The organism is Pseudonocardia aurantiaca, from assembly GCF_039526725.1.
Taxonomy (GTDB): domain Bacteria; phylum Actinomycetota; class Actinomycetes; order Mycobacteriales; family Pseudonocardiaceae; genus Pseudonocardia; species Pseudonocardia aurantiaca.
The window spans coordinates 239382-258416 of record NZ_BAAAJG010000002.1 but is presented as its reverse complement, the minus strand read 5'-3'; the positions used below and the strand labels follow the sequence as shown (position 1 = coordinate 258416).

General features: G+C 72.9%; 18 protein-coding genes and 1 pseudogene. 13 read left to right on the top strand and 6 right to left on the bottom strand.

Annotation, left to right across the window (positions count from 1 at the left end; translation table 11 throughout):
• Positions 1 to 67: 67 nt before the first annotated feature.
• From ABD143_RS03175 to pdxH, 3 genes are all read right to left on the bottom strand, one after another.
• Positions 68 to 1426: an APC family permease gene (locus ABD143_RS03175; RefSeq protein WP_343970899.1), complete on the bottom strand. Its 1359-nt coding sequence runs from the start codon at positions 1424 to 1426 to the stop codon at positions 68 to 70.
• 90 nt (positions 1427 to 1516) lie between these two features.
• Positions 1517 to 2830, bottom strand: a complete 1314-nt coding sequence (locus ABD143_RS03170) for an MFS transporter (RefSeq protein WP_379659803.1) — start codon at positions 2828 to 2830, stop codon at positions 1517 to 1519.
• A 123-nt stretch (positions 2831 to 2953) separates the two neighbouring features.
• Positions 2954 to 3604 carry a pyridoxamine 5'-phosphate oxidase gene (pdxH, locus tag ABD143_RS03165; RefSeq protein WP_343970893.1) on the bottom strand — a complete coding sequence of 217 codons (651 nt, stop codon included), beginning with the start codon at positions 3602 to 3604 and terminating at the stop codon, positions 2954 to 2956.
• Between the two features lie 259 nt (positions 3605 to 3863).
• On the opposite strand from pdxH, the gene ABD143_RS03160 reads away from it, so the two are divergent.
• Complete coding sequence (locus ABD143_RS03160; RefSeq protein ID WP_343970890.1) at positions 3864 to 5027, top strand: citrate synthase 2; 1164 nt, start codon at positions 3864 to 3866, stop codon at positions 5025 to 5027.
• 27 nt (positions 5028 to 5054) lie between these two features.
• On the opposite strand, the gene ABD143_RS03155 is transcribed toward ABD143_RS03160, so the two are convergent.
• Positions 5055 to 6296: an MFS transporter gene (locus ABD143_RS03155; RefSeq protein ID WP_343971631.1), complete on the bottom strand. Its 1242-nt coding sequence runs from the start codon at positions 6294 to 6296 to the stop codon at positions 5055 to 5057.
• A 103-nt stretch (positions 6297 to 6399) separates the two neighbouring features.
• Between ABD143_RS03155 and ABD143_RS03150 the strand changes: the two genes are divergently transcribed.
• From ABD143_RS03150 to ABD143_RS03120, 7 genes and pseudogenes are all read left to right on the top strand, one after another.
• Positions 6400 to 7356 (top strand): GlxA family transcriptional regulator, encoded by a 957-nt coding sequence (locus ABD143_RS03150; protein ID WP_343970887.1) that lies wholly within the window; start codon positions 6400 to 6402, stop codon positions 7354 to 7356.
• Between the two features lie 270 nt (positions 7357 to 7626).
• A complete protein-coding gene (locus ABD143_RS03145) occupies positions 7627 to 9084 on the top strand; it encodes an HNH endonuclease signature motif containing protein (protein ID WP_343970884.1) in 1458 nt (485 codons plus the stop codon).
• A gap of 72 nt (positions 9085 to 9156) precedes the next feature.
• Positions 9157 to 9291: pseudogene (locus ABD143_RS03140) on the top strand (response regulator transcription factor); the annotation flags it as partial.
• Positions 9292 to 9363: 72 nt separating this feature from the next.
• The gene (gene serC, locus ABD143_RS03135) at positions 9364 to 10500 is read left to right on the top strand and encodes a phosphoserine transaminase (RefSeq protein ID WP_343970882.1); all 1137 of its coding nucleotides are present in this window, start codon (positions 9364 to 9366) and stop codon (positions 10498 to 10500) included.
• A gap of 260 nt (positions 10501 to 10760) precedes the next feature.
• Positions 10761 to 11849, top strand: coding sequence for a septation protein SepH (gene sepH / locus ABD143_RS03130; RefSeq protein ID WP_343970879.1), 1089 nt, complete (start codon positions 10761 to 10763; stop codon positions 11847 to 11849).
• An 84-nt stretch (positions 11850 to 11933) separates the two neighbouring features.
• Positions 11934 to 12203 (top strand): hypothetical protein, encoded by a 270-nt coding sequence (locus ABD143_RS03125; protein WP_343970876.1) that lies wholly within the window; start codon positions 11934 to 11936, stop codon positions 12201 to 12203.
• A complete protein-coding gene (locus ABD143_RS03120) occupies positions 12175 to 12339 on the top strand; it encodes a helix-turn-helix domain-containing protein (RefSeq protein ID WP_379659792.1) in 165 nt (54 codons plus the stop codon). Before ABD143_RS03125 ends, ABD143_RS03120 begins: the two co-directional genes overlap by 29 nt.
• Before the next feature lie 53 nt (positions 12340 to 12392).
• Here ABD143_RS03120 and ABD143_RS03115 read toward each other — a convergent pair whose 3' ends face one another.
• Together ABD143_RS03115 and ABD143_RS03110 are read right to left on the bottom strand one after the other, a co-directional pair.
• Positions 12393 to 12950 (bottom strand): DUF2537 domain-containing protein, encoded by a 558-nt coding sequence (locus tag ABD143_RS03115; protein ID WP_343970874.1) that lies wholly within the window; start codon positions 12948 to 12950, stop codon positions 12393 to 12395.
• Positions 12951 to 12960: 10 nt separating this feature from the next.
• Positions 12961 to 13767, bottom strand: a complete 807-nt coding sequence (locus tag ABD143_RS03110) for a TrmH family RNA methyltransferase (RefSeq protein WP_343970871.1) — start codon at positions 13765 to 13767, stop codon at positions 12961 to 12963.
• A gap of 162 nt (positions 13768 to 13929) precedes the next feature.
• On the opposite strand from ABD143_RS03110, the gene ABD143_RS03105 reads away from it, so the two are divergent.
• The 5 genes from ABD143_RS03105 (at position 13930) to ABD143_RS03085 (ending at position 19000) form a co-directional block, all read left to right on the top strand.
• The gene (locus ABD143_RS03105; RefSeq protein ID WP_343970867.1) at positions 13930 to 15438 is read left to right on the top strand and encodes a glutamate-cysteine ligase family protein; all 1509 of its coding nucleotides are present in this window, start codon (positions 13930 to 13932) and stop codon (positions 15436 to 15438) included.
• Positions 15439 to 16045: 607 nt separating this feature from the next.
• On the top strand, positions 16046 to 16612 hold the full coding sequence (locus ABD143_RS03100) for a hypothetical protein (RefSeq protein ID WP_343970864.1): 567 nt from the start codon (positions 16046 to 16048) through the stop codon (positions 16610 to 16612).
• Complete coding sequence (locus ABD143_RS03095; RefSeq protein WP_343970861.1) at positions 16609 to 17253, top strand: hypothetical protein; 645 nt, start codon at positions 16609 to 16611, stop codon at positions 17251 to 17253. The genes ABD143_RS03100 and ABD143_RS03095 overlap by 4 nt, the downstream gene beginning before the upstream one ends.
• A 3-nt stretch (positions 17254 to 17256) precedes the next feature.
• A complete protein-coding gene (locus ABD143_RS03090; protein ID WP_343970859.1) occupies positions 17257 to 18393 on the top strand; it encodes a VldE C-terminal domain-containing protein in 1137 nt (378 codons plus the stop codon).
• A gap of 4 nt (positions 18394 to 18397) precedes the next feature.
• On the top strand, positions 18398 to 19000 hold the full coding sequence (locus tag ABD143_RS03085; RefSeq protein WP_343970856.1) for a hypothetical protein: 603 nt from the start codon (positions 18398 to 18400) through the stop codon (positions 18998 to 19000).
• The last annotated feature ends 35 nt before the right edge of the window (positions 19001 to 19035 follow it).

The window sequence follows — 19035 nt, the reverse complement described above, 5'->3', positions numbered from 1 at the left end:
AATCCGTTCACGGACGCGAACGGGCCGGCAACGAGGTCCGCTGCCGGCCCGCCTCGGGCGAGGTTCGTCAGTTCTTGGCGAGCTTCTCCGGATCCACGTCCACCCGGCCGACGACGAAGTAGTTGATCACCCACAGCGCCGCACCGACGACCAGCAGGATCCCCGCCACCACGAACTGCTGCAGCGGGCGCCCCGACAGCGGCGTGGCGAGGAAGCCGCAGAGCAGCACGCCGACGTAGGGCGTCCAGTTCGGGGCGCGGAAGTGCTCGTGCTCCACATGGTCCCGGCGCAGCACCAGAACCGCGATGTTGACGATCGTGAACACGGCGAGGAGCAGCAGCGCCGTCGTGCCACCGAGCAGCGTGATGTCCGCCGTGGCGACCAGGATGATCGCGACGATCGTGGTGAAGACGATCGCAACCCACGGCGTCCGCCTGGCCGGGTGCACCCGCCCGAAGATCCGCGGGATGATCCGCTCGTTCGACATGCCATAGAGCAGCCGGCTGGCCATCAACATGTTGATCAGAGCCGAGTTCACCACCGCGAAGAGACCGATCGCGGCGAACACCGCCAGCGGGAACCCGGGGGCCCCGGCCTCCAGCACGCGGAACAGCGCGCTGCTGCCCGAGCCGGCCAGAACCTCGGTGGGCACCAGCATCGACGACAGCACGGCGACGACCACGTAGATCGCGGCCGCGACCCCCATGCCGAGGAGCATCGCGCGCGGGAAGATCCGCGGCGGGTTGTGGCACTCCTCGGCCATATTGACCGAGTCCTCGAACCCGACCATCGCGAAGAACGCCAGCGAGGTGGCAGCGGTGATCGCGAGCAGCGCCGTCGTGTCGCCCGTGTTGATCTCCACCAGTCGGGACGGCTCACCCTGCCCCTGCGCGACGGCGTACACGCCGACGCCGATGATCAGCAGCAGACCGGACAGCTCGATGCAGGTCAGCACCACGTTCGCCTTGACCGACTCACCGACGCCGCGGAAGTTGATCAGGGCGAGGCCGAGGATGAACACACCTGCGACGGCCCAGGTGGGCAGCTCGATGAACTGCCGGAGGTAGGTCTCCCCGAACGCCCGCGCCGCGGTGGCCGCGGACGTGACGCCGGATGCCATCACGGTGAACGTGACCATGAACGTCAGGAAGTTGATCCCGAACGCCTTGTGCGTGTACAGCGCCGCACCGGCGGCCCGCGGATACTTGCCGACCAGCTCGAGATAGCTGAACGCGGTGATGAACGCGACGATGAAGGCGAGCAGGAAGGGCAGCCACAGCGCTCCACCGATGACTCCCGCCACGGAGCCGGTGAGCGCGTAGATGCCGGTGCCGAGGATGTCGCCGATGACGAAGAACAGAAGGAGCTTCGGGCCGATCGCCCGTTTCAGCTCGGGCTGCGCAGTGACTGTGCTCACGTCCGCCATGACGGAATGGTGACGGTTTTGCCCCCGTTCGTCACCCGGTGGCGAGGCGTCTTCCCACGATCGTGACTTTCGTGTCACGGACTGCGCAGCTCAGGCCCACTCCCGCGGCGCGCGGTAGCGCCAGAACTCAGGGAACCTGGCGACGACGGCGATCGCGCCTGCGATCACCAGGAACCCGCCGACCGACGCGGCGGCGCCCGGCCCGATCAGGTCGGCGGCGGGCCCGTGCCAGATGTCGGCGATCCGCGGACCGCCCGCGACCACCACGATGAACACACCCTGCATCCGGCCGCGCATCTCGTCCGTGGCGACGGACTGCAACATCGAGTTCCGGAAGATCGAGCTCACGGCGTCGGCCCCGCCAGCGAGCGCGAGGAACAGCACGGCGAGCCACAGCGACCCGGTGAGCCCGAACAGCGCGACGCCGAGACCCCACGTGCAGATCGCGATCGTCACGGCGACCCCCTGCCGGTGCACGCGGTGCAGCCAGCCGGAGAACAGCCCGGCCACCACCATCCCGACGGGGATGGCTGCGAACATCAGGCCGAGCGCGAAGCCGCCCTCGATCGGGTCGCCGTAGAGGGTGTGTGCGATCTGAGGGAACACGACCCGCGGCATGCCGAGGGCCATCGCCACGATGTCGATCAGGAACGACACCAGCAGCACCTTGTGCAGCGCGGCGTAGCGGAACCCGGCGGCGACCTCCCGCAGCCCGGCCCGCCTGCGCTCCGTCGTCACCGCGGGCGGGACGGGCGGCAGCTTCCACGTCGCCCACAGCGTCGCGAGCAGCGCGATGGCATCGAGCAGGTAGAGCGTCGACAGGCCGACGACCGGGATCAGCACGCCGGCCAGGAGCGGGCCGGCGATCGCGCCCACCTGGAAGACGGTCATGCTGAGTGCGTTGGCCGCGGGTAGTTGGTCGGGCGGCAGCAACCGTGGGATCACGGCGCTGCGGGCGGGCTGGTTGACCGCCAGGAACGCCGACTGCAGGGCGAAGAGCGTCAGCACGAGCCACACGCTGCCCACCCCGCCCGCGGACGTGACCCACAGTGCGAGCGACGAGAGCGCGATGCCCGCACCGCTGAACAGCAGCAACGTCCGGCGGTCAATCGCGTCGGCGATCGCGCCACCCCACAGCCCGAACACGACGAGCGGCACGAGCCCGAAGAGGCCAGTCAGCCCGACGTAGGTGGACGAGCCCGTCAGTTCGTAGATCTGGGCCGGGACGGCGACGACCGAGAGCTGCGCGCCGACGACCGTCACGATGCCCGCCGCCCACAGCCGCCGGTAGGCGGGCGTCCGCAGCGGGCGGGTGTCGGTGAGCGCCCCGCGCAGGGCCCTGCCGAGCCGGCGCGTGGGGGACTCGCTCTCCGTGGCGCGTGTCGGAGCGTCCGGTCCGGCCATGATGCGCTCGGTCCGGCCCTCCTGATCCGCCCGGTTGGGGCGAGTGGGCTCCTCCGGACCGGACGTCGTCACGGCACCAGACCTACCACCTTGTTCGCTTGCGACAAGAACCGGGCGGCCGCATCAGGGTGCGAGGCGCTGAATCTTCCAGCTGCGGTCATGGGAGTCGAGCTCGTAACGGAGGCGGTCGTGCATGCGGTTCGTGCGGCCCTGCCAGAACTCCACCTGCTCCGGCACGATCCGCCACCCACCCCAGTGGGGCGGCGGCGGTACCTCGGGCTGGTCGGCGAACCGACGCGTCACGCCGTCCAGGGCGTCGTCGAGCACCCGGCGATCGCGCACCGGCGCCGACTGCGCCGACGCCCACGCGCCGAGCTGCGACCCGCGCGGGCGGGTGGCCCAGTACGCGCGCGTCTCCGCCGCGGAGACCGTCTCGACGGTGCCTCGCACGTGCACCTGGCGCTGCTGCAAATACCACGGGAACGTCGCCGACGCGTATCGGCTGGCACGCAGCTCGCGGCTCTTGGCCGAGGTGTAGTTCGTGTAGAAGACGACGCCGCGGGCGTCGATCCCCTTGCAGAGCACGGTGCGAGAGGTCGGGCGGCCGTCCTCATCGGCCGTGGCCAGGACCATGGCGTTGGGCTCGGCAACGCCGGCGGCAACGGCCTCGGCGAGCCAGTCGTTCAGTTGCACGTGCCAGTCGCCGGCAAGGTCGCCGATGTCGAGTGCGGCGGACCGGTAGTCCACCCGCATCTCCTCCAGCGATTCCACCATCAGCGCCTCTTTCCGTAGCCGGTCCACCACGCTATGTGGTCTGGACCACTTGTAACAGTCTCGGTGACCGATGCCACCTGCTCACCCGTTGCCACCACGTGGCAGCGAAGGCAGGGTGACGGCAACCACGTACCACCATCGGTGGCGTGGTCGGTGCTCCGTCTGGAGGCTCTCCGGACGGCGCGCGAAGACCCGGCCAACGGCGCAACCGGGCCTGCGGCCGCTCGCCCGAGTTCGGGACCACGATGAGGAGGACGCGGTGACCACTGCGCCGACCGCCCCGGGATCTGCCGGCCAGCCCGCCCAGGTTCCCCCACCCCCACCAGGCTTCAAATCGGGCCTCGAGGGCCACGTGGCATTTCGGACCCAGATCGCCGAGCCGGACAAGGACGGCGGGGCACTGCGATACCGCGGTGTCGATATCGAGGACCTCGTTGGCAAGGTCACCTTCGGCAACGTCTGGGCGCTGCTCGTCGACGGCCGGTTCGGGCCGGGGCTGCCGCCGGCGGAGCCGTTCCCGATCCCGGTGCACACCGGTGACGTCCGGGTCGACGTGCAGGCCGCGCTCGCCATGCTGGCCCCGTACTGGGGCTACCGGCCGCTGCTCGACATCTCCGACGACGAGGCCCGCGAGCAGCTGGCCCGCGCTTCCGTGATGGCGCTGTCGTACGTGGCGCAGTCCGCGCGTGGCATCGGCGTTTCCGCCGTGCCGCAGACCCGGATCGACGAGTGCACCACGATCACCGAGCGGTTCATGACCCGCTGGCGCGGCGAACCGGACCCGGCGCACATCAAGGCCGTCGACGCCTACTGGGTGTCGGCCGCCGAGCACGGCATGAACGCCTCGACGTTCACCGCGCGCGTCATCGCCTCGACGGGCGCTGACGTCGCGGCCTCGATGTCGGGGGCGATCGGCGCGATGTCCGGCCCCCTCCACGGCGGGGCGCCCGCGCGGGTACTGCCCATGCTGGAGGAGGTCGAGCGCACCGAGGACCCGACGAGCCTGGTCAAGGGCATCCTCGACCGCAGGGACCGGCTGATGGGATTCGGGCACCGCGTGTACCGCGCGGAGGACCCGCGGGCCCGCGTGCTGCGCCGCACCTGCCGGGAGCTGAAGGCCCCGCGCTACGAGGCCGCCGTCGCGCTCGAGCAGGCCGCGCTCAACGAGCTGCGCTCCCGCCGTCCCGATCACGCGATCGAGACGAACGTCGAGTTCTGGGCGGCGGTGATCCTCGACTTCGCCGAGGTCCCGCCGCACATGATGCCGGCGATGTTCACCAGCGCACGCACGGCGGGCTGGTCGGCACACATCATTGAGCAGAAGCGCGAGGGCAAGCTCGTGCGCCCGTCCGCGCAGTACATCGGGCCCGGCCCGCGCACGCCGCGGGAGGTCGAGGGCTGGGACGAGATCGAGCACGGCTGACGCCCGGCGGTGCCGGTCCCGGGCCGTTCAGGCCGGGGCCGGCACCTTCGCGGTGCGCTTGCGCACGAGGAGTGACAGGAACCCGGCGATCACGGCCAGCACGCCGCCGACGTACCACGCCACGTCGTAGGCGCCCAACTGGTCGCGGACGATGCCGGCGGCGAGCGCCATGAACGCCGCACCGACCTGGTGGGAGGCGAACACCCACCCGAAGACGACGGGTGCCGCCGCGCCGAACAGCTCCCTGCACAGCGCCATCGTCGGCGGGATCGTCGCCACCCAGTCCAGGCCGTAGAAGACGATGAACGCGACCATGTTCGCCTCGATGTCCGGCCCGAACAGCACCGGGAGCGCGAGCAGCGAGAGCCCACGCAGCACGTAGTAGACGAGCAGCAGGTAGCGCGGGTCGATGCGGTCGGTGAGCCAGCCGGACGCGATGGTGCCGGCGATGTCGAAGATCCCGACGAGCGCGAGCAGACCGGCCGCCATCGTCTGCGGCATGCCGTGGTCGTGGGCGGCTGGGATGAAATGCGGCTGGATCAACCCCATCGTGGTCGCGCCGCAGATCATCATGCCCGCGGCCAGGTACCAGAATCCCCGCGTGCGGGCGGCCGTCGCGAGCGCGCGCAACGCCATCCGCGCGGCGCCACTGCGCACGGGCTCCACGTCGTCGGCGGGGACCCCACCGTAGGGCGCCACACCGAGGTCTCGCGGGCGGTCGCGCAGGAGCCACATCACGAGCGGAGCCACGGCGAGCGCCGCCGCGGCGACGGCGAGGGACGCGGGCCGCCAGCCGAAGCGGTCGGCCACCTGCGACACGAGCGGGAGGAACACCAGCCCGCCCGCCGCACCGCCTGCGGTCAGCACGCCCGAGACGAGGCCGCGCCGGGCCACGAACCATCGCCCCGTCACCGTGGCGACGAGCGCCAACGCCATCGCTCCCGTGCCCAGCCCGACGAGCACGCCCCAGCACAGGATGAGCTGCCAGCTCGCCGTCATGAACACGGTGAGGCCGCTGCCCGCTGCCACCACCAGCAGCGCGGCCGTCACGACCCGGCGGATGCCGAAGCGCTCCATGAGCGCCGCCGCGAACGGCGCCGTGAGGCCGTAGAGCGCCATGTTGACGGCGGCGGCCGCGGAGATCGTGGAGATCGACCAGCCGAATTCGTCGTGCAACGGGGTCATCAGCACGCCCGGTACGGCGCGGAACCCAGCAGCGCCGACGAGCGCGAGGAACGTGACGGCCGCGACCCACCACGCCGGGTGGATGCGGGACGCGCGCGCGGCGCTGAGTTCGGTCACGCGTACACAATCCTCGCGCGTGGCACCGAACGACAGTGGCCCGATGGTCAATACATGAAAAGATTCGGCCATGCGCACACGACACGAGGTGGCAGTCCTCGCCCTTCCGACCGTTGTGGCGTTCGAGCTGGGACTGCCGCACAAGCTGATGGGAACCGCCGTGGACGACGACGGGCGGGCGCTCTACCGCGTGCGGGTCGCCACGGTGGACGGCGGCCCTGTGCGCACCTCGGCGGGTTACCAGGTGCTCCCGGAGCACGACGCGTCGATCCTGCGCACGGCCGACACGGTGATCATCCCGGGCATCCTGGGCGGGCCGCCGAGGGAGGAAGGGGTGCTTTCACCTGACCTCGCCGCTGCGCTCGACGGGCTGTCCGCGCGAATGGTCTCGATCTGCACCGGCGCGTTCGTGCTGGCCGCAGCAGGCCTGCTGCAGGGTCGCCCGGCCACCACACACTGGATGCACGCCGAGGCGTTCCGCACCCTCTTCCCCGACGTCAAGCTCGATGCCGACGTGCTTTACGTCGACGACGGCGACGTCCTCACCTCAGCGGGCAATGCCGCGGGGATCGACCTGTGCCTCCACATAGTGCGCCGCGACCACGGCTCGTCCGTGGCCAACCGGGTGGCCAGGCGCACCGTCGTGGCGCCGTGGCGGGAGGGCGGGCAGTCGCAGTTCATAGAGTCGACGCCCGACGCAGAGGGCAGCGGCACGGCCCCCACCAGGGCATGGGCGCTCGAGCGGATCGCCGAGCCGCTCACCCTCGACGATCTGGCCACGCACGCCGCGATGAGCGTGCGCACGTTCACCCGCCGATTCCGCGCCGAGACCGGCCTGAGCCCGGCCCGCTGGCTCGCCTCGCAGCGGGTGGCCGTGGCGAGGCGGCTGCTCGAAACCACCGATCTGCCGGTGGAGCGGGTGGCGGCGGAGGCGGGCTTCGGTACCACGGCATCGCTGCGCCAGCACCTGCACGCCGTGATCGGCGTGGCGCCGCTGGCCTACCGCCGGATCTACCGCGGCGCCTAGGGCGTGTCCGGCGGATCTTCGTCCGCGATAGCCGCGCCCAGGCGGCCCCTGTCGACACCGCCGGATCGCCCGGATACGCCCGGTATGAGGGCGATCCGGCGGCGCCGCCAGGAACCACCTGCATCACGGCTCTCATCGAACAAGATCCACCGGACACGCCCTAGTACTGACCAGGCACGTTGTTGATGGGCTGGTGGCAGCCGACCGTGGATGGCGCGAGGGTGCCGCCCCGCCTTGCGGGAGATCGACATCTCGACTAGAATCGAACACATGTTCGAGACTGTGGCGCCTCCCCTCCGGGATGAGCTCGCGGATCTCGACCTGCTCACCTGGCCGGAGCCGCCGCCGGACCGGACCTGGGCCGACACCGCCCCGTCCGGGATCGCCGCGCTCGAACTGGACGTGGACACCGGCGACCCGGCGTGCCTGTCGGATGCGCAGTTGATCGATGCGATGGTCGGGTTCGGGCGGCAAGCCGCGTGGGCGCAGGCCCGGCAGGCCCGGGTCGTGGCCGAGTTCGCGCGGCGCCGCCCGCCGGACGCCAAGGACATGGCCGGCACCGACCGCACCTGCGCGGCCAGCCCGTACGCCCCGGACGAGGTCGGGCTGGCCCTACGGCTGTCCCGCTGGTCGGCGACCGCCCGGATCGCACAGTCGCGGGAACTGGTCGAGCGGCTCCCGGAAACCCTGGGCCTGTGGGAGGCCGGGCGGTTGGACGAACGCCGGGTGACCGCGATCTGCGATGCCACCCGCCACCTATCCCTCGACACGGCGCGGGCGGTGCAGGAGCGGGTGCTGCCCCGCGCCCCCGAACAAACCCTCGGTCAGTTGCGGGCCGCGCTGGCGCGGGCGGTGATCGCGGCCGACCCCGAAGGCGCCGAGCAGCGGCACACGGCCGCCCGCCGGGACCGCCGGGTCGCGGTCAACCCGGAACCGGACGGGATGGCCTCGTTGTGGGCGCTGCTCCCGGCCACCGACGCGGTCGCCGCCTTTCAGTGGCTGACGCGGCTGGCGCGGGGCTGCGGCACGCAGGACCCGCGTTCCATGGACGCCCGCCGCGCCGACCTGCTCGCCGCGCTGCTGACCGGCCGGCTCACCCCCACCACCGACCCCGGCGGCACCGAAACCGGGCCGCGGCCGGTCAGCCCGGGCAAACCCCTGGTCCAGGTGGTGATGCCGTTCACCACCCTGCTCGGCGCGGATCAGCAGCCCTGCGAACTGGTCGGGCACGGCCCGATCACCGCCGGGCACGCCCGGGAGATCGCCACCGACGCCACCCTGCACCGGCTGGTCTACGACCCCCGCTCCGGGACCCTGCTCGATTACGGGCGCGCTACCTACCGGCCCCCCGCCGGGCTGGCCGACCACGTCCGCGCCCGTGATGTCCACTGCCGCCAGCCCATCTGCCGCCGCCGCGCGACCGACAGCGAACTCGACCACCTCATCCCCTTCCCGCTGGGGCCGACCAGCGAGGCGAACCTGGCCACCGGGTGCAGCCACGACCACCACCTGAAACACAGCCCGGGCTGGCAGGTCCACGCCCTCCCCGACGGCGTCATCGAGTGGATCACCCCGACCGGGCACCGCTACCGCAGCACCCCCCACGACTACCGCGACGACGACGACCCCTTCCCCCAGACCTGGGCGGCCCGACCACCACCCGACCAGCCCACCCCCGAACACCCCGACCCGGCGGACGATCCAGCCGACGACGAACCACCGTTCTGAGTCCTCGACGAGCCGACCACCGGCTTCGATCCGCAGGCACGCAGCGACTCCTGGGCTCTCGTGCGCGCACTCTCCGAGATCGGGCGGGAGCTGCACATCGCGGAGGCGACGGTCAAGACGCACCTCCTGCGCGCGTTCACCAAGCTCGACGTCTCCGACCGCACCGCTGCGGTGACGGTGGCGCGCAATCGGGGCCTGCTCCACTGACGAGCGTGAGGCGGCGCACGATGAGGACCCACACCCATCAGTGGCCCGCTGCCGAATGCAAGACTGGAGGCCGTGACCGCTTCTACGCCCACCGACCTGCAGATCCCCGCCGACCTCAAGCCCGCTGACGGACACTTCGGCTGCGGCCCGTCCAAGGTCCGCCCGGAGCAGTTGTCCGCGCTCGTGGGAGCCGGAGCGTCGGTCATGGGCACCTCCCACCGGCAGAAGCCGGTGAAGTCCCTCGTCGGACGCGTCCGGTCGGGGCTCGCCGACCTGTTCTCGCTGCCCGAGGGCTACGAGGTGGTGCTCGGCAACGGCGGCACCACCGCTTTCTGGGACGCGGCGGCGTTCGGGCTCGTCCGGGAGCGCGCATTGCACCTCGCATACGGGGAGTTCTCCTCGAAGTTCGCCGACTCCACCCGCGGCGCCCCCTTCCTCGCCGACCCGGTGATCGTGAAGGCCGACCCGGGCAGCGCGCCCGAGCCCACCGCCGACCCCTCCTGTGACGTACTGGCCTGGGCCCACAACGAGACCTCGACCGGCGTGGCGGTCCCCGTCGTCCGGCCCGAGGCCGCGATCGACGGCCAGCTCGTGCTGATCGACGCCACCTCGGCGGCGGCCGGTCTCCCGGTCGACGTCAGCTTGGCCGACGCCTACTACTTCGCGCCGCAGAAGGGCTTCGCGTCCGACGGCGGGCTGTGGATCTCGCTGATGAGCCCGGCCGCTCTCGAGCGCGTCGCGGAGCTTGCGGCCGCTGACCGGTGGATCCCGCCGTTCCTGTCGCTCGCGACCGCCGTCGACAACTCGGTCAAGGACCAGACCTACAACACGCCCGCGATCGCCACGCTGTTCCTGATGGCGGAGCAGATCGACTGGATGCTCGGGCTCGGTGGCCTCGACGCGTGCGTCGCGCGCACCGCCGACTCCTCGGGCCGGCTCTACAACTGGGCCGAGAAGTCCGCGTTCGCCACTCCGTACGTCAAGGACCCGTCCCACCGCTCGCAGGTGGTCGGCACGATCGACTTCGACGACAGCGTCGACGCCGCCACCGTGGCGAAGGTGCTGCGCGCCAACGGCATCGTGGACACAGAGCCCTACCGCAAGCTCGGCCGCAACCAGCTGCGGATCGGGATGTTCCCGGCCGTCGAGCCGGCCGACGTCTCGGCGCTCACGGCCAGCATCGACTGGGTCGTCGAGCACCTCTCCTGACCCGCGCCACCCGGAAGGGTGGATGCCGGTTCCAGTACCGGCATCCACCCCATTGCATGCGCTCTGCGTAGTCACACCAGTAACATCCGCCGCAGCTTTACCTGCCGACCCGCCAATGCCACGCTACGCACGCGCGGGGGTGTCGGAAGGAGCGTCCGTCGACGGACATTGCGGGGTGGCATCGGCGCGCCTCCGACACACGTTGCGATTTGGCAACTAGCGTCAGCCGCACGGGGAGAACGAGAGCAGGAGGGCCGCTGATGCGGGCGCTGCGGGTCGTCGGGATCACCGAGGGCGGCGGTGAGTTCTCCGTCGTCCTCGAGGACCCTGGTCGACGCGAGCGTTTCACCGTGCCGGCGGACGAGCAGTTGCGGGCAGCCGCGCGGGGCGACCTCACCCGGCTCGGCCAGATCGCGATCGAGTTGGAGAGCCAGTTGCGCCCACGTGAGATCCAGGCCCGCATCCGCGCCGGAGCGTCCGTGGAACAGGTCGCCGCCGCGGCGGGCGTGCCGCTGCAGAAGATCGAGCGGTTCGCCTACCCAGTGCTACTGGAGCGCTCACGTACCGCCGAGGTCGCGCAGCGCGCGCATCCCGTGCGGACCGACGGTCCGGACACCCGCACGCTCGGCGACGTCGTCGCGCACACCTTCGGCCTCCGCGGGCAGGAGTACAACGACGCACAGTGGGACTCCTGGAAGGGCGAGGACGGCAAGTGGGTCGTCGCCCTGTCCTGGCGGGCGGGCCGCTCCGACAACCGCGCCCACTGGACGTTCCAGCCCGGCGCCCACGGCGGCACCGTCACCGCCGTCGACGAGCACGCGAGCGACCTCGTCGAAGGCCTGCCGGCCCGCCCGCTGCGCACGGTCGGGCCCGTGATCGACATCGGGCGCACCGAGGAGCAGGCGCCCGCGCCCGCCCCCGCACCGAACGAGGAGCTGCGCGCCGCGGCCTCCGACACGGTCCGCGGGCGCGACCACACCCCGGCGCCCGAGACCACGCGCCCGCCCCCCGAGCGCCCGACCACCCGCGCCGCAGAGCGGCGGACCACCCCGCCCGCGGCGCGCCAGCGCGCTCCTGAGCCGGAGCCGGCCGTCGAGCCCGCCCCGCCCACCGAACCGATCCCCACCACACCGCCGGTCCAGCCACCCCCTCCGCCCGCGGCCACCAGGACGCGCGAGCAGCCGCCCACCGAACCGGCGGCCCCTGCGGAGCCCGCTGCTGACGCGCCCGCCGCCGAGCCGGCGGCACCCGCCCAGCAGCCGGCCGCGGCCAAGCGCACCAAGAAGGGCAAGCCGGTCATGCCGTCGTGGGACGAGGTGCTGCTGGGCGTGCGCGGCCAGCAGCGCTGACGCCGAAAGGGCTGCCGAACGACAGGGTCGGCCGTTGCCGTTCGGCAGCGGTGCCGGCGCGGCCCCGTCCCGATGCTGGGACGGGTGATCGACTCCCGACCCGAGATCCCCGACGTCCCTGACATCAGCGCCGAGTGGTACATGCGGATCGTCGACGCCGCCACACGGCTGCCGCACGCCGCGCAGGTCGCCGCGGTGTTCGCCACCGATGCGGTGATCGTCTGCTACCTCGCCGCGTTCCTCGTGATCTGGTGGAACGCGCGCACCCGCCCTGCCGCAGACCCGCTTGGCGCGCACGCGGCGGCCGGGCGACGCCCACACCAGGGTGGCCGACCTGACCGGCCGCGAGCGTGAGGTGCTCGGCCTGATCGGCGCCGGGCTGTCGAACGCGGAGATCGGCAGGCGCCTGCACGTCGTCGAGGGCACGGTGAAGATCTACGTCAGCGCGATTTTCGCCTGGGCACCCGCAACCGGGTGCAGGCCGCCGTGATCGCCCACGACGCCCGGCTCATCCCGCCCGGGGTCTGAGCCGCTGTCGCCGGCTCAGCCGAGCAGGCCGAGCAGCAGCACCACCCAGGCCGCGACGAGGCCCGCGGCGGCTCCGATGGCGGGCCAGCGCCAGAACGGGGTCTGCCGCAAGAGGTAGAGCGACGGGGTGAGGCCGAGCCCGACGAGCAGGTTCGCCGGCACCCAAAGCAGGCCGAACGCCTCGGCGAACGCCCTGCTCAGCACGATGTCTCCGAATGCGACGAGCACCGCGAAGAACAGCGAGACCGCGAGCCCGGTGGCCCACGGGGTGGGGCCAGGCGGTTCGGGGGCGAGGCGCGGGATCGGACCGGTCGAGCCGACCCGCACGGACTCGATTCGCCCGGTCACAGGATCGGTGAACTCCACGGGTCGCCCGAGCACGTCCGCGACGCGGGAGGCGAGCTGGCGGCCCCTGCGCTGCAGCATCTCCCGTTCCTGCGGGCCGCCCGACCGCGCAACGGTGACGCCGAACGCGGCCCACTCGCCCAGCGCGCGCTGGAGCTCCACTGGGAGCGGCGGGTCACTGACCCGCCGCTCACCCAGCACCACCCGGCCCCCCGACGCGAGCTCCACATCGGCAACCTTAGGCGCATCCGAGGCCGTAGAAAGCCACTGCTGCGGCCGTCGCGACGTTCAGCGAGTCGACGCCGGCCGCCATCGGGATGCGCACCCGGACGTCGGCCGCATCGAGCGCCTCGTCCGTGAGGCCCGGGCCCTCGGCCCCCAGCAGCAGCGCGACCCGCTCCCCGGCGAGGCCCGCCGACGCGAGAGGCAGGGCGCCTGCGGCCGGCGTCAGCGCGGCGACCCGCAGCCCGGCGGCGCGCAGCAGCGCCATCGACGCAGGCCACGGCCCGGGCAGCTCGGCGAACGGCACCCGTAGCACGTGCCCCATCGACACCCGGACGCTGCGCCGGTACAGGGGGTCGGAGCAGCGCGGGCCGAGCAGCACAGCGTCCACGCCGAGCGCCGCGGCGTTGCGGAACAGCGCACCGAGGTTCTCGTGGTCGCCCACCCCTTCCAGCACCGCCACGAGGCGGGCGTCGCGTAGCAGCGCCGTGACGTCGGGCGGCGCGGCCCGGTCGGCGACGGCCAGCACGCCGCGGTTGAGGTGGAACCCGACGACCTCCGCCATGGTCTCCGCGCTCGTGCTGAACGCCGGCACGGGCAGCGCTGCCAGGTCGTCGGTGAGCTCGTCGAGGCGTCGCGGCACCCCGAGCAGGGAGCGCACCGGGTACGGCGACTCGATCAGGCGGCGGACGACGACCACACCTTCGGCGATCACGAGCCCGCGCCCACCCGGCCGGTCGGGGCGCCGGTCGGCCGTGGTGAGGTCGCGGTAGTCGTCGACGCGGGGGTCGGCCGGATCGCCGACGCGGGTGATGGTCGCCACGAGTCCTCATAGTCCCAGGCTGGGGCCGACGTTGTTCATGAGAGCCCGGCCGGTCATCCGGTCGGCCGTAGCGCGGGGATCACACTCCGTGCCACGGTGGACAACCGCCCGACCGAGCCGCTCGCGTCCGGGCTCAGTCCGGGGTCGGGAGGCAGCACACGCATGGGCCAGGACGTCGACAGACGCACGTTCAGTCGACGAGATCGGCAGCAGTACCGGGCCAAGGTGCAGAGGTGCCTCGACGTTCTCGCTCTGATGCTGCGGGACCATCCGTTCGCCCGTGACGAGCCGATGACCGGCATCGAGGTGGAGCTCAACCTCGTTGACCACGAGCTCGAACCCTCGCTGGCCGGGGCCGACGTGCTACACGCGATCGGCGGCACGGAGTTCCAGTCCGAGCTCGGGCGCTGGAACCTCGAGCTGAACCTGCCGCCCCGCCCGCTGCCCGGTGACCAGTGGCGCCACCTCGAACACCAGCTCCTCGACGAGCTGGCGGTGGCGCGGTCGAAGGCCGTGGACTGCGGTTCACAGCTCGCCGTCATCGGCATCCTGCCCACGCTCCGACGCAGCCACCTGGTGGCCGAGGCCCTCTCCCCCGACCAGCGCTACGAGATGCTCAACGAGCAGATGCTCAACGCCCGGGGCGAGCCGATCCGGCTGGACATCGCCGGTGACGACCCGTCCGGCCGGCACGAGGTGGCGCCCGAGCACCTCACGGCCGACTTCGACTCGATCGCGCCCGAGGCCGCCTGCACCTCGATGCAGCTGCACCTGCAGGTGCACCCGGACTCGTTCGCGGGCTACTGGAACGCCGCGCAGTCCATTGCGGGTGTGCAGCTGGCCGTCGGCGCGAATTCGCCGTTCCTGCTCGGTTCGCGCCTGTGGGCCGAGACCCGCATCCCGCTGTTCGAGCAGTCGTGTGATGTGCGCACGCCCGAACTGCGCAACCAGGGGGTGCGGCCGCGTGTGTGGTTCGGGGAGCGGTGGATCACCTCGATCCTCGACCTCTTCGCCGAGAACGGCCGGTACTTCCCCGCGCTCATGCCGGTGACCGAGCAGACCGACCCCATGGCGGAGCTGGAGGCCGGCAACGTGCCCGGCCTCGACGAGCTGCGCCTGCACAACGGCACCATCTGGCGCTGGAACCGGCCCGTGTACGACGTCGCGGACGGGGTGCCGCACGTCCGCGTGGAGAACCGCGTGCTTCCGGCCGGCCCGACGGTCATCGACATGGTGGCCAACGCGCTGTTCTTCTACGGGCTGATCCGGACGCTGGTGGAGGCCGACCGGCCGCTGTGGAGCTCGATGTCGTTCGAGGCGGCCGAGGAGAACTTCACGACCGCCGCCCGCCACGGCATGGAGGGCCCGCTGTACTGGCCGGGGAGCGGCTGGATCCGGCCGGACGAGCTGGTGCTGCGCAAGCTCCTGCCGCAGGCGGCCGACGGGCTCGCCCGGTGGGGCGTCGCGGCCGAGGTCGTGGACCGGTTCCTCTCGGTGATCGAGCAGCGGTGCGTCACGCGCCGCACCGGCGCCGCGTGGCAGCTCGATACCGTCGCGGCGCTCGAGCGCAACGGGTCCGACCGGACCGCGGCTCTGCACGGGATGCTGGCGCGCTACCTGGAGAACTCGGTGGCGAACGAGCCCGTGCACACGTGGCCGGTCCCCGCCTGACCGTTCACGATCGCAAACCTCTTCTCCATTCCGGCCCGCAGGACCGCAGGCCAGTCCTAACGTCAGGCGCGTGACGTCGGGGGCCGGTGCCACCCGCTGAGCCGGTCCGTAGTCCCGCCGTCCCACGCCCGCAGCGCCCGCTGCGAGCGCGATCCCGCGCGCCGTGAGACGGGAGAGCCATGCCCGAGCCCGCCCCGCACAGCAGGCCCGCCGATCTGCCCGCCGAACTGCCCGCCGGCCAGCCCGCCGAACTGCCCGCCGCGCAGCCCGCCGAGCAGCCCGCCGGCCGCGGACGGTGACCGTGGGTCGGTTCCGGCTCTTCGGCCGCGCTCCCACGGCACCGGCGCCCGGTCCGGGCAACCCGTCCGCCCCGCCGGACGTGCCGACCTTCGTGGCGCCGAGCTGGCCATCCGCACCCCCACCGATGGGCGCCGGCGTGCCCTGGCCTGTGGCACCCGGTCCGGCCACCCGAGCTGCCCGGCCGGCCGCGGGCTCCGCCGATCCGCCGACCGACCCGCGCGGCTTCCCACCTGTGCCACCGGGGCCACCGCCCCCACCGACGCGCCGGCCACCGGTGGCGCCGCAACGGGCCACCCCCTCCTGGCCCGTGCCCACCGTGATCGAGCCGCCCGAACCCGCGGAGGCTGCCGCGCTGGCCGGCGCGTTCGCCGTCGACTACCTGTCCTGGGACGAGGACGACCCGGACCGGCGTGGGCGCGTGCTGCGCGACTACCTGACCGTTCCCGGCAACAACCCCGCGCACCTGGGCTGGTCGGGGCTGGGGCGCCAGCGCGCGGAGTTCGCCCTTCCCGGCCGCGTCCGGCTCGACGGCGAAGGGCGGGTGCTCGTCGACGTCCGGGTCCGCGTCACGCCGTACCGGGCGGTCGGCGAGCGCGAGGCCCGCGTCGCGGGGCCGGAACCGGAGCCCGAGGTCACGGGGGTCCCCGCCGTCGCCCCCGCGCCCACCGGCCGGGGCTGGCGCAGCCTCCCGTCGAGCTGGGTCCGGCTGAGCGTGCCCGTCGTCGTGGACGGCGGGCGGCTGGTCATCGACGCATGGGAGGAGACGCTCGGCGACGAGCCGCCACCCCCACCCGCCCCGGCGCCTCCGGCGGAGGACCACACGCTCGACGAGGACGACCCCCTGGCCGAACCCCGCGAGAAGGATCCGTGGTGAGCGTCCGCCCGCCGGTGATCGCCGGGCTCGCCCCTGGCTCCGGCGCGAGCACGCTGGCCGCCGCCCTGCACGCGTCCGACACCGGGGTGCTCGGCCAGGGCGTGGCCGCCGAGGCCGATGTCGTGGTCTGCCGGGCAGGTGCGCTCCGCCACGCCGCTGGGCTCGCCTGCGCGGCGTCCGGCCCGCGGCCCGTACTCGCGGTGCTGCTCGACCCGGCCGGGCCGGACGCGGTGGCGCAGCAGCTCGCGGCGGTCCGCGCGCGGTTCGCAGCGGTCGTGGTGCTGCCGCACGTACGGCGCTGGCACGGCGCCACCGTCCGCGAGGAGGCCGCGAGCGTGCTGGGGAAGCACCGAGAGCACCTCACCGAACCGGTGCGCGCCTACGCGACGGCGCTGCGCGCTCTCGTCACGGCCCTGAACGACAGCGGCGTGCTCGACCGTTCGGCGCCGCCGATGGTCTCGCGACCATCCACCGGCCGGCTGTGGCCGGGCCTGCGCACCCCTTCACCGGTCCAACCGCCCCCGGCGCCGCCGCCCGTTGATGTCCCCGTTCATGTCCCCGCGCCCCGGCCCGCCGAGCTCGACGACGAAGCGCTCGAGGCCCTCCTCCACCCGCCCCTTCCGGCGGGCCGGGCAGGGTGAGCGGTGGCGAGCGGTGCACGCGGCACGCTGGCGGTGGCACTCGCCGCGGTCGCCGGATTGCTGCTGATGGGCGCGGCGCCGGCGCAGGTACCCGCCTCCGACCCGACGTCAGGTGTGGACGCCGCGAAGGTTCCGGTGCCCGCGCGCGAGGTGTTGCCGCTGATCACCGAGCTCACCACCACGCAGTGCCCGGAGCTGCCACCGCTGTGGGTGGTGGCGCAGGTGCAGGCGGAGTCCGGCTGGGATGCCACGCTCACCGCGGCACGGCCCGGCGGAGCGGCAGGCCTCTACCAGTTCGGGAAGCGCAACTGGGCGACCGCGGGCGGGCGGCCGTGGGAGACCGACCCGCCCGGCGAGGACGCGGACATCCTCTCGCCCGAGGCGCACCTGCGCGTCGCGATCCCGTGGGTCTGCGCGAACCTGCGCGCCGTCACGGCGCACCTGCAGGAGACCGGCAAACCGACCCCGCCGCTGGACGCCATGCTCGTGTGCCACATCGCGGGCTGCGGCCGCGTCACGGGGAGTGCCACCGGGATCCCGGTCGCGGGCGAGGCGGGCTGCCAGGAGCGCTGCGCGTTGGTGATCCGCCGGTACGTGGACGCGGTACACAGCAACCTGGAGCGCTTCGCGGCGCCCGCTGTGCCCACGGCCCCGCAGGCTCCCGTGCTCGCGGCCCCACAGGCCTGGACGGGCGGGGCCACGGCCTGCCGGCCGCCCGACCCCACCGGCGACGGCTGCCTCACCGGTGCCACCCGCCACGGCCTGAAGTCGGTCGCGGCCGCGTTCGGCGACTGGACGGACGGGCCGACCATCCGGTCGGCCGGCTGCTGGGACAAACACGCGTGGAACCCACGCAGCGACCACTCCCGCGGACGCGCCTGCGACCTCTTCCCCACCGACGCCGGCACCTTTCCCGAGGGCGTGGAGCTGGCATCCGGCTGGCAGGTCGCCGACTGGTTCCGCACGAACGCCGGCCCGTTGCAGGTCAAGTACCTCATCTGGCAGGGCCGCTACTGGGACCCGCGCGTCAAGGACCAGCCGGATGGCTGGGGAAAGCGATACACCGGCGGCGGGATCTACGACGTGCGCGACGCCACCGGCGGCCACTTCGACCACGTGCACGTCAGCTTCCGGGAGTGAAGCCGTGAAACTGTCGATCCCGGTCCCGCTGCTCGCCGCGCTCGCGGTCACCGCCGTGGCGGCCGCCGCGTTCCTGCTGACCGCGGGCACCACCGAGGTCCCGCCGTCGGGCGATCCACCCATCGGCGGGGCGATCAGCGAGGAGGACCGCGGCGCGCTCGACGCGCCACCCGTCGAGCGCGGTGCACCTGCGCCGCCCGCCGACCCAGGCGTCGACCTCACGAATCCGGAAGCGGTGGCCAAGGCCTACCTGGTCGCCGCGCACTCACTCACGCCCGACGACGCGGGCCACACCCACCTGCGGGGTGCGGCGTACGCGGTGCCGGGCAGCCCACCGGCCACCGTCGGCGTGGTTGTGGTCGATCCGCCGCCCCCCGGCGCCGCCCGCACCGCATCCGTCACCGCGCTGGAGCTGGCAGCCGCCGACAGTGGCAACACCCGGCGCGGCTACCGGGCCGAGGTCGGCACGGCCACCGGCCCGCCCGGGGGTCTGCTCACCGTCGCCCTCGTCGAGCGGTACGTCGTGCTGGCCCACCAGCCCGACGGCCGCTGGCTCGTGGCCGGCGACTCCCCCGCCACGCCCGATCTCCCCGCTGGGGAGGGTTAGTTCTGGGCTAGTCCTACCCACCCCGCCGGCTCCGC

Bases quoted from the DNA above. Each gene is read 5' to 3' on its own strand.
- ABD143_RS03105 (WP_343970867.1), top strand. From the start codon at position 13,930: ATGGGCCAGGACGTCGACAGACGCACGTTCAGTCGACGAGATCGGCAG.
- ABD143_RS03170 (WP_379659803.1), bottom strand. From the start codon at position 2,830: ATGGCCGGACCGGACGCTCCGACACGCGCCACGGAGAGCGAGTCCCCC.
- ABD143_RS03145 (WP_343970884.1), top strand. From the start codon at position 7,627: ATGTTCGAGACTGTGGCGCCTCCCCTCCGGGATGAGCTCGCGGATCTC.
- sepH (WP_343970879.1), top strand. From the start codon at position 10,761: ATGCGGGCGCTGCGGGTCGTCGGGATCACCGAGGGCGGCGGTGAGTTC.
- ABD143_RS03175 (WP_343970899.1), bottom strand. From the start codon at position 1,426: ATGGCGGACGTGAGCACAGTCACTGCGCAGCCCGAGCTGAAACGGGCG.
- ABD143_RS03150 (WP_343970887.1), top strand. From the start codon at position 6,400: ATGCGCACACGACACGAGGTGGCAGTCCTCGCCCTTCCGACCGTTGTG.
- pdxH (WP_343970893.1), bottom strand. From the start codon at position 3,604: ATGGTGGAATCGCTGGAGGAGATGCGGGTGGACTACCGGTCCGCCGCA.